The sequence below is a fragment of the Pseudomonas sputi genome, assembly GCF_021603585.1.
Classification (GTDB): domain Bacteria; phylum Pseudomonadota; class Gammaproteobacteria; order Pseudomonadales; family Pseudomonadaceae; genus Aquipseudomonas; species Aquipseudomonas sputi.
The window spans coordinates 38,930-53,354 of the sequence record NZ_BQHI01000031.1; the positions used below are offsets into that span (position 1 = coordinate 38,930).

The 14,425-nt window shown below is 60.3% G+C and carries 13 protein-coding genes; 8 read left to right on the forward strand and 5 right to left on the reverse strand.

Translation table 11 applies throughout. The features are described from left to right. Positions 1 to 17 precede the first annotated feature (17 nt). On the reverse strand, positions 18 to 2,468 hold the full coding sequence (locus tag L6D81_RS26115; protein WP_236182514.1) for a glycogen/starch/alpha-glucan phosphorylase: 2,451 nt from the start codon (positions 2,466 to 2,468) through the stop codon (positions 18 to 20). A gap of 258 nt (positions 2,469 to 2,726) precedes the next feature. Between L6D81_RS26115 and L6D81_RS26120 the strand changes: the two genes are divergently transcribed. Continuing rightward, positions 2,727 to 3,164 carry a YkgJ family cysteine cluster protein gene (locus L6D81_RS26120; RefSeq protein WP_007952500.1) on the forward strand — a complete coding sequence of 146 codons (438 nt, stop codon included), beginning with the start codon at positions 2,727 to 2,729 and terminating at the stop codon, positions 3,162 to 3,164. A 116-nt stretch (positions 3,165 to 3,280) separates the two neighbouring features. On the opposite strand, the gene typA is transcribed toward L6D81_RS26120, so the two are convergent. Continuing rightward, positions 3,281 to 5,101 (reverse strand): translational GTPase TypA, encoded by a 1,821-nt coding sequence (typA, locus tag L6D81_RS26125; RefSeq protein ID WP_236182515.1) that lies wholly within the window; start codon positions 5,099 to 5,101, stop codon positions 3,281 to 3,283. Between the two features lie 139 nt (positions 5,102 to 5,240). After that, on the reverse strand, positions 5,241 to 6,695 hold the full coding sequence (gene thiI / locus L6D81_RS26130; protein ID WP_011332034.1) for a tRNA uracil 4-sulfurtransferase ThiI: 1,455 nt from the start codon (positions 6,693 to 6,695) through the stop codon (positions 5,241 to 5,243). A gap of 327 nt (positions 6,696 to 7,022) precedes the next feature. On the opposite strand from thiI, the gene glnA reads away from it, so the two are divergent. From glnA to ntrC, 6 genes are all read left to right on the forward strand, one after another. Continuing rightward, on the forward strand, positions 7,023 to 8,429 hold the full coding sequence (glnA, locus tag L6D81_RS26135) for a glutamate--ammonia ligase (protein ID WP_236182516.1): 1,407 nt from the start codon (positions 7,023 to 7,025) through the stop codon (positions 8,427 to 8,429). A gap of 181 nt (positions 8,430 to 8,610) precedes the next feature. After that, on the forward strand, positions 8,611 to 9,033 hold the full coding sequence (locus L6D81_RS26140) for a cupin domain-containing protein (protein ID WP_236182517.1): 423 nt from the start codon (positions 8,611 to 8,613) through the stop codon (positions 9,031 to 9,033). A gap of 25 nt (positions 9,034 to 9,058) precedes the next feature. Next, positions 9,059 to 9,568, forward strand: coding sequence for a DUF4124 domain-containing protein (locus L6D81_RS26145; protein WP_236182518.1), 510 nt, complete (start codon positions 9,059 to 9,061; stop codon positions 9,566 to 9,568). After that, positions 9,565 to 10,185, forward strand: a complete 621-nt coding sequence (locus tag L6D81_RS26150) for a DUF4124 domain-containing protein (protein ID WP_236182519.1) — start codon at positions 9,565 to 9,567, stop codon at positions 10,183 to 10,185. Before L6D81_RS26145 ends, L6D81_RS26150 begins: the two co-directional genes overlap by 4 nt. 230 nt (positions 10,186 to 10,415) lie before the next feature. Further along, on the forward strand, positions 10,416 to 11,501 hold the full coding sequence (glnL, locus tag L6D81_RS26155) for a nitrogen regulation protein NR(II) (protein ID WP_236182520.1): 1,086 nt from the start codon (positions 10,416 to 10,418) through the stop codon (positions 11,499 to 11,501). Continuing rightward, positions 11,498 to 12,934 carry a nitrogen regulation protein NR(I) gene (ntrC, locus tag L6D81_RS26160; protein ID WP_007952518.1) on the forward strand — a complete coding sequence of 479 codons (1,437 nt, stop codon included), beginning with the start codon at positions 11,498 to 11,500 and terminating at the stop codon, positions 12,932 to 12,934. The genes glnL and ntrC overlap by 4 nt, the downstream gene beginning before the upstream one ends. Before the next feature lie 409 nt (positions 12,935 to 13,343). On the opposite strand, the gene L6D81_RS26165 is transcribed toward ntrC, so the two are convergent. After that, on the reverse strand, positions 13,344 to 13,784 hold the full coding sequence (locus L6D81_RS26165; RefSeq protein ID WP_236182521.1) for a hypothetical protein: 441 nt from the start codon (positions 13,782 to 13,784) through the stop codon (positions 13,344 to 13,346). Between L6D81_RS26165 and L6D81_RS26170 the strand changes: the two genes are divergently transcribed. Further along, positions 13,783 to 14,238 carry a tRNA (cytidine(34)-2'-O)-methyltransferase gene (locus tag L6D81_RS26170; protein ID WP_007952520.1) on the forward strand — a complete coding sequence of 152 codons (456 nt, stop codon included), beginning with the start codon at positions 13,783 to 13,785 and terminating at the stop codon, positions 14,236 to 14,238. The two genes, L6D81_RS26165 and L6D81_RS26170, sit on opposite strands and share 2 nt — an antisense overlap. Positions 14,239 to 14,310: 72 nt before the next feature. Here L6D81_RS26170 and L6D81_RS26175 read toward each other — a convergent pair. Continuing rightward, positions 14,311 to 14,425, reverse strand: a 115-nt coding sequence (locus tag L6D81_RS26175; RefSeq protein WP_143497295.1) for a transposase, incomplete at its 5' end; no start/stop codon positions are given.

The following is a 14,425-nucleotide window of genomic DNA, read 5'->3' on the forward strand; positions in this document are numbered from 1 at the left end:
ACATTTGTCGCTAAAAGTTACTCCAGTGCCTTCCAGATATCCGTGGCGTACTCGCGGATGGTCCGGTCGGATGAGAACCAGCCCATGCGCGAAGTATTCAGCACCGCCGAGCGCCACCAGTTATTGGCGTCGTGCCAGAGCGCATCGACGCGCATCTGCGCCTCCCAGTACGAGTCGAAATCGGCACAGACGAAGAACCGGTCGTAATCCACCAGCGAATCGATCAGCCCGGTGTAGCGCGACGTGTCGTCCGGCGAGAACACCCCGCTGCGGATCGCCTGCAACACATCGTTGAGGCGATGGGACGCGGCAATATCCGGCACCGCGCTGAACTCGTGGTTCTGCTTGCGCGCTTCGACCTGTTGAGCGCTCAGGCCAAAGATGAACATGTGCTCGGCGCCGATGCTCTCGCACATTTCCACGTTGGCGCCGTCGAGGGTGCCGATGGTCAGCGCGCCGTTCAGGCCGAACTTCATGTTGCTGGTGCCCGAGGCCTCGAAACCGGCGGTGGAGATCTGCTCCGACAGGTCCGCCGCCGGAATGATGCTTTCCGCCAGGCTGACGTTGTAATTGGGCAGGAACACCACTTTGAGCAGGCCGCGCACGGTCGGGTCGTTGTTCACCACCCGGGCGATGTCGTTGGTCAGCTTGATGATCAGCTTGGCCTGGTGATAACTCGCCGCCGCTTTGCCGGCGAAGATTTTCACGCGCGGCACCCAGTCGATTTCCGGCTCGGCACGGATCGCCTGATACAACGCGACGGTGTGCATCAGGTTGAGCAACTGGCGTTTGTATTCGTGGATCCGTTTGACCTGCACGTCGAACATCGCCGCCGGGTTGACCGCGATCCCCAGCCGCTCATGGATCAGGTAAGCGAGGGCTTTTTTGCTGTGCAACCGCTGCTCGGCAAAGGCTTTGCGAAAGGCGGGCTTTTCAGCGAACGGTTCGAGATCGAGCAGGCGCTCTTCAGGGTTGTCGAGCACGTCTGGACCGAGAGAGTCGATCAGCATCGACGTCAGCTCCGGGTTGGCCTGATACAGCCAGCGGCGGAAGGTGATGCCGTTGGTCTTGTTGTTGATCCGCTCCGGATACAGCTTATGCAGTTCGGCGAACACGGTTTTGCGCATCAGTTGCGTGTGCAACCCGGAGACGCCGTTGACACTGTGGGAACCGAGGAACGCGAGGTTGCCCATGCGCACCCGGCGGCCGTTGTCTTCCTCGATCAGCGACACCGCGCGCAGTACGTCGAAATCGTGAATGCCCTTGGCCCGCAGCGAATCGATGTGCTGGGCGTTGATCAGGTAAATGATCTGCATGTGCCGCGGCAGCATGCGCTCCATCAGCCCCACCGGCCAGGTCTCCAGCGCTTCAGGCAACAGCGTGTGGTTGGTGTACGACAGCGTATCGACGGTGACTTGCCACGCCGCGTCCCAGGCCACGTCGTAGACATCGACCAATTGGCGCATCAGTTCGGCGACGGCGATCGAGGGGTGGGTGTCGTTGAGCTGGATCGCCGCGTGATCGCCGAGGGTCAGCACCGAGGTGTGCATGTTGCGATGACGGCGCAGCAGATCCTGGAGCGAGGCGGCGACGAAGAAGTATTCCTGGCGCAGGCGCAATTCCTGCCCGGCTTCGGTGCTGTCCGCCGGGTAGAGGACGCGGGAGATACTTTCGGCCCGGGCCACTTCGGCGACCGCGCCCAGGTGGTCACCGGCGTTGAAGCGCTCCAGGTGCAGATCTTCCATGGCCCGCGCCCGCCACAGGCGCAAGGTGTTGACGCTCGCCCCGCGCCAGCCGACCACCGGGGTGTCATAGGCAATCGCCCGGACGGTTTCCGCCGGTTGCCAGACCTGTTTCGATTTGCCTTCGCTGTCGATCACCGTCTCGACGCTGCCGCCAAAGCCGATCGGATAGGCCACCTCCGGCCGCTCGAACTCCCAGGGATTGCCGAAATCCAGCCAGTGCTCGGTCTGTTCCTGCTGCCAGCCGTCGACGATGGCCTGACGGAACAGCCCGTGCTCATAACGAATGCCGTAGCCATGGCCGGCGATACCGAGGGTCGACATGCTTTCCATGAAGCACGCCGCCAATCGCCCGAGGCCACCGTTGCCCAGCGCCGCATCCGGCTCCAGGATGCGGATGCGCTCCAGATCGACGCCCAGTTCGGTCAGCGCCTCACGGGCAACGTCCAGCAGACCGAGGTTGCTCAGGCTGTCGTACAGCAAACGACCGATGAGAAATTCCAGCGAGAGGTAATACACCCGCTTCTGGCCTTTGCGGTAGATCTGCCGGGTGTGGTCCATCCAGTGTTCGACCATGTGATCACGCGCCGCCAGGGCGATGGCTTCGAACCAGTCATGGTCGAAGGCGTGATCCGGGTCTTTGCCCACCGCGTAGGTGAGTTTGGTCAGGACGGCGTCGCGGAATGCGGCCACCTCTGCTTCGCGAACTAGTGGTTCTTGAGTCATCGATAGGACCTCGAGCGAGCGGGGAGTTGTCAGAGCCTAGACGGTCTGACCGACGGTAAGGGCTCTGGTTCGGCAGTTTTTACCGAGAGTGTGAGATCGACCGGCAATACTCTGGCGAATGCCTCAATGAATGCAGGGGCCGTGCCGAATTGTCGCCCCCTGCAACCGCACGAAGAAAAAATCTGGCGAAAGGTTGTTCAAAAATCCACCACTCCCGGTATGATCGCGCGCCCTGACGCACACGCCTGGTAAACACCCATGATGAAGCCCAACCTGATCGCCGCAGCCGAGATCGACCGTCTCGATACCTGGGCCAAATATTCGGCCCCGATGTGCGGCTCGTGCGTTTCCAGCTGCTGCACGCTGCCAGTCGAGGTCAAGATCAAGGATCTGGTGCGTATTGGTGTGGTCGACGAGTTCGAACTGGGCGACCCGCCGAAGAACATCGCCAAGCGCCTGCAAAAGGAAGGTCTGGTCGAGCGCTTCAACCAGAAGTCGGGGATCTTCACCCTGCAGCGCATGAGCAACAACGATTGCTACTACCTGGATCGCAAGAGCCGCCTGTGCACCATTTATGACAAGCGCCCGGACACCTGCCGCAACCACCCGAAGATCGGCCCGCGCCCTGGCTATTGCGCGTACAAGCCGAAGGAAGTGGAGCGGGTGCAGAACTCCCGTTCGATCGAGCGCTTCTGATCCCGACGCCTGATCGTTCCCACGCAGAGCGTGGGAACGAGACTGTCGAAAGCCAGACAAACAAAAACGCCCCCGGTCTCTCGACCGGGGGCGTTTTTTTCAAGCCTGGCTAAATCTTATGCCTTGGCTTTCTTGGCAGCGCGGGTACGCTCGCTTTCGTCCAGGATCTTCTTGCGAAGACGGATGGACTTAGGAGTGACTTCGCACAGCTCGTCTTCCTGGATGTATTCCAGAGCCTGTTCCAGGGTGAAGCGAACAGGTGGGACCAGAGCGATGGTTTCGTCTTTACCCGAAGCACGCATGTTGTCGAGCTTCTTGCCTTTGGTCGGGTTTACACCCAGGTCGTTGTCACGGGAGTTCTGACCAACGATCTGACCGTTGTAGATCTCCTGGCCGTGTTCTACGAACAGCTTGCCACGAGCCTGCAGGGTTTCCAGGGAGTAGGTCAGCGCCTTGCCGGTTTCAACCGAAACCAGAACGCCGTTCTGACGGCCGGACATGTGGCCCGACTTCACTGGAGCGTAACGGTCGAAGATCGAGGTCAGGATGCCAGCACCGTTGGTCAGGGTCAGGAACTGGTTACGGAAACCGATCAGACCGCGAGCAGGGATGTTGTATTCCAGACGAACACGGCCCTTGCCATCCGGCACCATGTTGCTCAGGTCGCCTTTACGCAGACCCATCTCTTCCATGACCTTGCCCTGGGATTCTTCAGGGATGTCGATGGTTACGTTTTCGAACGGTTCCTGCTTCACGCCGTCAACTTCACGGATGATCACTTCAGGACGGCCCAGGGCCAGCTCGAAGCCTTCGCGACGCATGGTTTCGATCAGTACCGAGAGGTGCAGCTCACCACGGCCGGATACCTTGAACTTGTCAGCCGAGTCGCCTTCTTCAACGCGCAGTGCAACGTTGTACAGCAGCTCTTTGTCCAGACGATCCTTGATGTTACGGGAGGTCACGAACTTGCCTTCTTTACCGCAGAATGGCGAGTCGTTTACCTGGAAGGTCATGGAAACGGTTGGCTCGTCAACGGTCAGCGGCTTCATCGCCTCGACGTTGTTGATGTCGCACAGGGTGTCGGAGATGAACAGCTCGTCGAAACCGCTGATGCAGACGATGTCGCCGGCTGCTGCTTCTTCAACGTCAATGCGGTGCAGACCGTGGTGACCCATCAGCTTCAGGATACGACCGTTGCGGCGCTTGCCGTCGGCGCTGATAGCGACAACCGGGGTGTTCGGCTTGACCCGACCACGAGCGATACGGCCAACACCGATAACACCCAGGAAGCTGTTGTAGTCCAGAGCGGAGATCTGCATCTGGAACGGGCCGTCACGGTCAACAGCCGGAGGCGGAACGTGGTCGACTACCGCCTGGTACAGCGCGGTCATGTCTTCGCCCATGGCGGTGTGGTCCAGACCGGCGATGCCGTTCAGGGCCGAAGCGTAAACAACCTGGAAGTCCAGTTGTTCTTCGGTGGCGCCCAGGTTGTCGAACAGATCGAAGATCTGGTCCAGAACCCAGTCAGGACGCGCGCCCGGACGGTCAACCTTGTTGATGACCACGATTGGACGCAGGCCGGCTTCGAAAGCCTTCTTGGTCACGAAACGGGTTTGCGGCATAGGGCCGTCCTGGGCGTCGACCAGCAGCAGCACGGAGTCAACCATGGACATAACGCGCTCAACTTCGCCGCCGAAGTCGGCGTGGCCCGGGGTGTCCACGATGTTGATGTGGTAGCCGTTCCAGTTGATGGCGGTGTTTTTCGCCAGAATGGTAATGCCGCGCTCTTTTTCCTGGTCGTTGGAGTCCATCACGCGCTCGTCGTTGAGCTCGTTGCGCTCCAGGGTGCCGGATTGACGCAGGAGTTTGTCTACCAGGGTGGTCTTACCATGGTCAACGTGGGCAATGATGGCGATGTTGCGTAGATTTTCGATCACTTGTGTATCTCGATCAGAGGATTCGGTTTGCTGACAAGTCTTGGCAGCGATTGACAGTAGTGTCCGGCATGGCCGTTACAGCTTGACGGCGGTGTCGGGGGGCCGGTGACGCAGGCCACAGGCAAACAGCCCCGGGCACTTAGCTCGGTCGATAAACGCGCACATTGGCATGCCCCTCACTGAGCAAATGGTGGGCATGCAGGCGACTCATCACGCCTTTGTCGCAATACAGCAGGTACTGGCGAGTAGGGTCCAGTTCCTTGAAACGAGCGTTCACTGCGTAGAACGGCATCGTCTGTACCTCTATGCCGGCGAGTTCCAGCGGGTCATCCTCGGCGGCATCCGGGTGACGGATGTCGATGACGATCTGACCGGCCAGCGCTTCGCTGACTTCTTCGATCTGCAAATCCTGGCCCAATTCGTCGATCACCCGATCGATCGGCACCAGTCTGGCGTTTGCGAGCGCACGCTCGAGCACCGCCATGTCGAATTCCTGCTCTTCATGCTCGACCCGGCCACGCTTGGCGGCGGTCTTGGGGTTGACCGAGATGACGCCGCAGTATTCCGGCATGTGCCGGGCAAAATCACCGGTACCGATCTGGTCGGCCGTGTCGATGATGTCCTGCTTGTGGGCGACGATCAGCGGCCGCAGAACCAGTTTGTCGGTGACGCAATCGATGACCGACAGGTTCGGCAACGTCTGGCTCGACACCTGGGAAATCGCTTCACCGGTGACCAGCGCATCGATGTGCAGGCGTTCGGCAATGCTCGACGCTGCGCGCAACATCATACGCTTCAATACGACGCCCATATGACTGTCGTCGACCTTGCCGAGAATTTCGCCCAGCACTTCTTCGAACGGGACACTGACAAATAGCACGCGTTGCGAGCTGCCGTACTTCTTCCAGATGAAATGCGCGACTTCCATCACGCCCAATTCATGGGCACGACCGCCCAGATTGAAGAAGCAGAAGTGCGTCATCAGGCCGCGACGCAGGATCTGGTACGCGGCAACCGTCGAGTCAAAGCCACCGGACATCAGGACCAGCGTCTGTTCCAGCGCACCGAGCGGGTAGCCGCCGATGCCATTGTGCTGGCTGTGGATCACGAACAACCGTTTGTCGCGAACTTCGATGCGGACTTCGATTTCCGGCTGTTTCAGATCGATACCGGCGGCACCGCACTCACGGCGCAGCTTGCTGCCGACGTATTTTTCGACGTCCATCGAGCTGAACGCATGCTTGCCTGCACGCTTACAGCGTACCGAGAAGATCTTCCCGGCCAGTGCGTCACCGTAGTGCTGCTTGCACTTCTCGGTGATGTCGTCGAAGTCGCCCAGCGGGTACTCGTCGATCTGCAGAAAGTGCGCAATGCCCGGCATGCACGTCAGCCGTTCGCCCATTTCTTTCAGGGCCTTGGGGTCGGTGACGCGGGTTTCCAGCTCGAGATTGTCCCACACACCGTTCACCACCACGGCCGGGTCCAGGTCGCGGAGCACGGTGCGGATGTTCTTGGCCAGCTGGCGGATGAATTTCGTCCGGACAGGTCGGCTTTTGATGGTGATCTCGGGGAAGACTTTTACGATTAGTTTCATGAAAACAGCGCGCGCAGGGCCAGCCGAAAAAGGGGGGCGCGGATTATAGCGGAAATTGCTCAAGGTTTAACCAGTTAATGTGCAGAAGGTTTTGCGCGCACCAAAACGGGTCATTTTTCAATTTGAGCGCTACATTAAAGGGCGAGATTTTCGCCGCCAAGGCTCTTTCAACCTTTAGAAGCGTGAATTTGGGGCAAAAAACCCATGCTGGGGCACTGGCATGCAATTTGCTCCCTTGTGAGGCAGGTTGCCTTGGCAGAGTATTCGCGCCGGCATCACCACTATTAAGGGCATCCACTACCCGCCCTAATTCACCCGGAGGACACTATGTCGAAGTCGGTTCAACTCATCAAAGATCATGACGTCAAGTGGATTGATCTGCGCTTCACGGACACAAAAGGCACTCAGCACCACGTGACCATGCCGGCTCGCGATGCGCTGGAAGACGACTTCTTCGAAGTTGGCAAGATGTTCGACGGTTCCTCCATCGCTGGCTGGAAAGGCATCGAAGCCTCCGACATGATCCTGCTGCCGGACGACGAAACCGCCGTTCTGGACCCGTTCACCGAAGAGCCGACCCTGATCCTGGTCTGCGACATCATCGAACCTTCGACCATGCAAGGCTACGATCGCGACCCGCGCGCCATCGCCCACCGCGCCGAAGAATACCTGAAGACCACCGGTATCGGTGACACCGTCTTCGCCGGTCCAGAGCCGGAATTCTTCATTTTCGACGAAGTGAAGTTCAAGTCCGACATCTCCGGTTCGATGTTCAAGATCTTCTCCGAACAAGGTTCGTGGATGTCCGACCAGGACGTGGAAGGCGGCAACAAGGGCCACCGTCCAGGCGTGAAAGGCGGCTACTTCCCGGTTCCGCCGTTCGACCACGACCACGAAATCCGTACCGCCATGTGCAACGCACTGGAAGAGATGGGCCAGACCGTTGAAGTTCACCACCACGAAGTGGCAACTGCCGGTCAGAACGAAATCGGTGTCAAGTTCAACACCCTGGTGAAGAAAGCTGACGAAGTTCAGACGCTGAAATACGTTGTACACAACGTAGCCGACGCTTACGGCCGCACCGCGACCTTCATGCCGAAGCCTCTGTACGGCGACAACGGTTCGGGCATGCACGTGCACATGTCCATCGCCAAAGACGGCAAGAACACCTTCGCTGGCGAAGGCTATGCCGGCCTGTCCGAAACCGCCCTGTACTTCATCGGCGGTATCATCAAGCACGGCAAGGCCCTGAACGGCTTCACCAACCCGTCTACCAACTCCTACAAGCGTCTGGTACCAGGTTTCGAAGCGCCGGTGATGCTGGCCTACTCGGCTCGCAACCGTTCTGCCTCGATCCGTATCCCTTACGTCAACAGCCCTAAAGGCCGTCGTATCGAAGCCCGCTTCCCGGATCCGGCCGCCAACCCGTACCTGGCTTTCGCAGCGCTGCTGATGGCCGGTCTGGACGGTATCCAGAACAAGATCCACCCAGGCGATGCTGCCGACAAAAACCTGTACGACCTGCCGCCTGAAGAGGCGAAAGAGATCCCGCAAGTTTGCGGCAGCCTGAAAGAAGCCCTGGAAGAGCTGGACAAGGGCCGCGCATTCCTGACCAAGGGTGGCGTGTTCTCCGACGACTTCATCGACGCTTACATCGCGCTGAAATCCGAAGAAGAAATCAAGGTCCGCACCTTCGTACACCCACTGGAATATGAGCTGTACTACAGCTGCTGATCCGGTAGCGCCGCGCTACGCGGCGTGACAAAAAGAGGCCTCCTTCGGGAGGCCTTTTTTTTGAGGCAGATTCCGACAGCCTCAATCCCCAAATACGCGAGCAGATTGCGCATCGTCCGGCATCAATCCTCGTGACCACCCCGTAGCCTTTTCCTCTTACGACCATTCGAGGAATAACACGATGAAACATTGCCTCTTCAAGACACTGCTGGCCACATTGCCAGTTCTGACCCTGCTGGGTTGCACCTCCGCCGACGAACCCGAGCAGACACAACGCAAGCTCTTGCTTGAAAGCAGCACCTCGTGGGACGGAACCCCTTACCTGCGCTATCCCGACGCCGCCCCCGAACTGTCAGTGCTCAAACTCAGAATTCCCGCCAATACCCAGCTCCAGTGGCACACCCACCCGATCCCCAACGCCGCCTACATTCTTTCCGGCGAACTGACGATCGAAAGCCGGGACGATGGCCGCAGCCAGAGTTTCAAGCAGGGAGAGGCCGTTGCCGAAATGGTCAACCGCGACCATCGCGGCGTCACTGGTGATGAACCCGTAGAACTGGTTGTGTTCTATGCTGGCGGCGAGGGTATTCCATTGTCGGAGTGATATCCGCTGCTCACAGGACGTCCGAATGCGGCCATTGCTGTTCATTCTGTTGCTGACTTGCGCGTGCACCGCATCAGCGCAGATCTACAAGTACACCGATGCCAGCGGCAACACGGCGTACAGCGATCACGCGCCGGACGGGGCGCAGGCACAGCCGGTGGAGTTGCCGCCGCTCAACAGCGTCCAGCCCCAGGCACCGAGCGCGCCCTCTTCAGTCACCCCCAGCCGTGCGCCAGCGCGCAATGCCTATGACGTGCTGGCGCTGACCGGCCTGCCCACCGAAGAGGCCCTGCGTGCCAACAACGGCACCTTCACCGTCAGCGTGCTGATCAAGCCGCGCCTGCAACCTCCGCACCAATTGCGCCTGCTGCTGGACGACGCGCCTTATGGCCAGGCGAGCAATGTACCGATCCTGCAACTGGTCAATATTGATCGCGGCGAGCATCGGCTGGCAGTGCAGGTGATCGATGGCGGGGCGATCATTCAGCAGAGCCCGGCGGTGGTGTTCACCGTGCAACGGGTGCACAAGCCATGACGCGAGGATTGATTGCCTTGTGCCTGTGGCTGAGCGCGTTTGGCGCATCGGCCGAGGTGTTCACTTACATCGACGCACAGGGCAATCGGGTCTATACCGATCAGCCACGCGGGAATGCGAAGCGTGTGCCGCTGACCCCCAGCAATCGCATGGCCTCGAACCCGGCCGGTGCCGCACCCGTCACACCGTCGAAGCAACCAGCAGAGCCGCCGCTCCGCTACGACATGCTACGTGTGCTGATCCCCGAGCCGGACGCAACCATTCGCAGCAGCGCCGGCGAGCTGATCGTCAGCGTCACCAGCGAGCCAGGCCTGCAAAAAGGTCATCGGTATCGCCTGCTGCTGGACGGCCAGGCCGTCGGCGAACCCGGTCTGAGCCCGGTGTTCCCGCTGAGCAACATTGATCGTGGCAGCCACAACCTGTCGGTGGAAATCCTTGATGCCCACGGCCGAACCGTGGAAAAAACCGCGAACCAGCCGTTCCACATGCAGCGCATCTCCCTGGCGCAGAAACGCCAGGTCAAACCCTGCATCACCGCCGACTACGGCGTGCGCCCGGAATGCCCGCTGAAAGACAAACCCGCCGAACCGAAAAATCCTTTCCTGCGTTTCTTCTGACGCCGCTCAGTTTTGCGCACTATATTGGTGCACCGCCCTGCACCGTACTCACATTTCAACCCATTTTGGTTCGAAAGTACCCGCCAGAGCGGTTTGATTGCCACGCAAACGAGCGTCAAACGCCCGTTTCAGGGGTTGAACGCTTCTTTTCGGAGCCTTGGTTTGGTTTTTGCATTTTCCTCGCATCAGCGCTGTATCCCTGCGCGCGCCATGCTCCAAAAGAGGTCCTCATGACCATCAGTGACGCACTGCATCGCTTGCTACTCGACAACCTGACCACCGCCACCATCCTGCTCGACAGCGAATTGCGCCTCGAGTACATGAACCCGGCGGCGGAGATGCTGCTGGCCATCAGCGGTCAGCGCAGCCATGGGCAGTTCATCAGCGAGCTGTTCACCGAGTCCACCGAGGCGCTCAACTCGTTGCGCCAGGCGGTGGAACAGGCGCACCCGTTCACCAAGCGCGAAGCGATGCTCACCGCCCTCACCGGCCAGACCCTGACGGTGGATTACGCGGTGACGCCGATTCTCAGCAACGGCGCGACCCTGCTCCTGCTGGAGGTCCATCCCCGTGACCGCCTGTTGCGGATCACCAAGGAAGAAGCACAGCTGTCGAAGCAGGAAACCAGCAAGATGCTGGTGCGCGGCCTGGCCCACGAGATCAAGAATCCGCTGGGCGGCATCCGCGGTGCCGCGCAACTGCTGGCCCGGGAACTGCCGGAAGACAGCCTGCGCGACTACACCAACGTGATCATCGAAGAGGCCGATCGCCTGCGCAATCTGGTCGACCGCATGCTCGGCTCGAACAAACTGCCGTCGCTGGCCCTGTGCAACGTCCACGAAGTGCTGGAGCGCGTCTGCCAATTGGTCGAGGCCGAAAGCCAGGGCTGCATCACGCTGGTGCGCGATTACGACCCGAGCATTCCCGACGTCCTGATCGACCGCGAACAAATGATTCAGGCGGTGCTGAACATCGTGCGCAACGCGATGCAGGCCATCAGCAGCCAGAACGAGCTGCGCCTGGGCCGCATCAGCCTGCGTACCCGCGCCATGCGCCAGTTCACCATCGGCCACATCCGCCATCGCCTGGTGACCAAGATCGAGATCATCGACAACGGCCCGGGCATTCCGGCGGAACTCCAGGAAACCATCTTTTTTCCCATGGTCAGCGGCCGTCCGGACGGTACCGGGCTCGGCCTGGCCATCACCCAGAACATCATCAGCCAGCACCAGGGCCTGATCGAGTGTGACAGCCACCCCGGCCACACCACGTTTTCGATCTTTCTGCCACTGGAACAAGGAGCCACATCGACATGAGCCGTAGTGAAACCGTGTGGATCGTCGATGACGACCGTTCTATCCGTTGGGTTCTGGAAAAAGCCCTGCAACAGGAAGGCATGACCACCCAGAGCTTCGACAGCGCCGATGGCGTGATGAGCCGCCTCGCGCGCCAGCAGCCGGACGTGATCATCTCCGACATCCGCATGCCCGGCGCCAGTGGCCTGGACCTGCTGGCACGGATCCGCGAGCAGCACCCGCGGCTGCCGGTGATCATCATGACCGCTCATTCCGATCTGGACAGCGCTGTCGCCTCCTATCAGGGTGGCGCGTTCGAGTACCTGCCCAAGCCGTTCGACGTCGATGAAGCGGTGTCGCTGGTCAAGCGCGCCAATCAGCACGCCCAGGAACAACAAGGCCTGGAAGTCGCTCCGACTCTGACCCGCACCCCGGAAATCATCGGCGAAGCACCGGCGATGCAGGAAGTGTTTCGCGCCATCGGGCGCTTGAGCCACTCCAACATCACCGTGCTGATCAACGGCGAATCCGGCACCGGTAAAGAACTGGTGGCCCACGCCCTGCACCGCCACAGCCCGCGTGCGGCCTCACCGTTCATCGCGCTGAACATGGCGGCAATCCCGAAAGACCTGATGGAATCCGAACTGTTCGGCCACGAAAAAGGCGCGTTCACCGGTGCGGCCAACCTGCGTCGCGGCCGCTTCGAACAGGCCGACGGCGGCACGCTGTTCCTCGATGAAATCGGCGACATGCCGGCGGACACCCAGACTCGCCTGCTGCGGGTGCTGGCCGATGGCGAGTTCTATCGCGTTGGCGGGCACGTGCCGGTCAAGGTCGATGTGCGGATCATCGCCGCGACTCACCAGAATCTGGAAACCCTGGTTCACGCCGGGAAATTCCGTGAGGACTTGTTCCACCGCCTCAACGTGATCCGCATCCACATCCCGCGCCTGTCGGACCGTCGTGAAGACATCCCGACCCTAGCCAAGCACTTCCTCAGCCGCGCCGCGCAGGAACTGGCGGTGGAGCCGAAGCTGCTGAAAAGCGAGACCGAGGAATACCTGAAAAACCTGCCTTGGCCGGGCAACGTGCGGCAGCTGGAAAACACCTGCCGCTGGATCACCGTGATGGCGTCCGGGCGCGAGGTGCACATCAGCGACCTGCCGCCGGAATTGCTGAGCCTGCCACAGGACTCGGCGCCGGTGACCAACTGGGAACAGGCGCTGCGCCAGTGGGCCGATCAGGCCCTGGCGCGCGGTCAGTCGAGCCTGCTCGACAGCGCGGTGCCGGCGTTCGAGCGGATCATGATCGAGACGGCTCTGAAGCACACCGCCGGACGTCGTCGCGACGCGGCCGTGCTGCTGGGCTGGGGCCGGAATACCTTGACCCGCAAGATCAAGGAACTCGGCATGAAGGTCGATGGCGGGGATGACGATGAGGGCGATGAAGGCTGAGATTCAGCGCCAGCCTGCACCGCCGCAAGGCACCGTGACCCTTAATCGGGCACGGGAGCTGGTTAAGGCCTGCTCTAAAACACCCTGAAAATTCCATCCTGTAAAAAGACGAAGGCCCCGTATTACGGGGCCTTCGGCATTGTGTCGGGCTTTTTGTTTCAAAACGATAAAAACTGGCACGCGCCCTGCAATAACTCCATCAGGTGATTCGATTCACCGACCCTTTCGGGGGCCTTGGTACAGGCAGGCCGGGGATTCCCCTCTTTACACCGGACTCATCGAGTCCACCCTTTTGGGGCCCTTGATACAGGCAGGTCATGGGTTCCTTCTTTACACCGGCTCAGAACGCACTGCGATGAGCCCGCCCGTTTCGGGAACCTTGGTACAGGCAGGCCGGGGATTCCCTCTTTTATTGCTCCCGGAGATGGATCTCCAGCCGCCAGCGGTCATCGACCGCCTGGCCGGCCCATTCGCCCTGCAGCGGCCGCGCCGCCACCAGCGTCAGCAACAATCCCCCGTCACTCAACCGCGTCCGCCAGTTCACGTCCTTGCCGTTGAACTTGAGCTGGCCTTTCTGCGCCTGGCCTTCGGCCTCGAACAGCAATGCAATGCTGCCATCGACGATCTCGCCGTGCAGCCTGGGCTCGTTGTTGAACCAGACCGCCAGACCGCCATCGATCACCTCGACCTGCTGCAAGACGGTCGGGTCAGGCGTGGTCAAACGGCCGATCATCATCCCGACCATCACACCGACGATCGCCAGTGAAGCCATCACCCGCAGGAATAGTTTCGAACGCGGATCCGCTTGCGGCGTAGAATGCGCGTCATCTTTACCTTCGGAGCCGTGCATGTTTCACGTCATCCTTTTTCAACCGGAAATTCCGCCGAACACCGGCAACGTTATCAGGCTGTGCGCCAACAGCGGCTGCCACCTGCATTTGATCGAACCGCTGGGCTTCGAGATGGACGACAAGCGCCTGCGCCGCGCCGGTCTCGACTACCACGAGTATGCCACCTTGCAGCGCCATGCCGACCTCGCCAGTTGCCTGGAAAGCCTCGGCCATCCACGGTTGTTCGCCTTCACCACCAAGGGTTCGCGGCCGTTTCACGATGCCGCGTTCGTCCCCGGCGATGCGTTCATTTTCGGCCCGGAAAGCCGTGGCCTGCCGCCGGAAGTGCTCGATGCCCTGCCCGGCGAACAGCGCCTGCGCCTGCCGATGCGCGAAGGCTGCCGCAGCCTGAACCTGTCCAACACCGTGGCAGTGGCCGTTTACGAAGCGTGGCGGCAGAACGACTTCAAATAACACCGCCCAAGAAGACACCGCTGATCGTTCCCACGCTCTGCGTGGGAACGATCAGCCAAGAAAAAAGGTTCATCACGGATTGCCGGGAAACACGCTCTTGATCTTCATGAAAAAGAATTCGCTATCCCGGTAACCGTACGCCATCCGTTTGATGACCTTTATTCGATTGTTTATGCCTTCCAGCTGA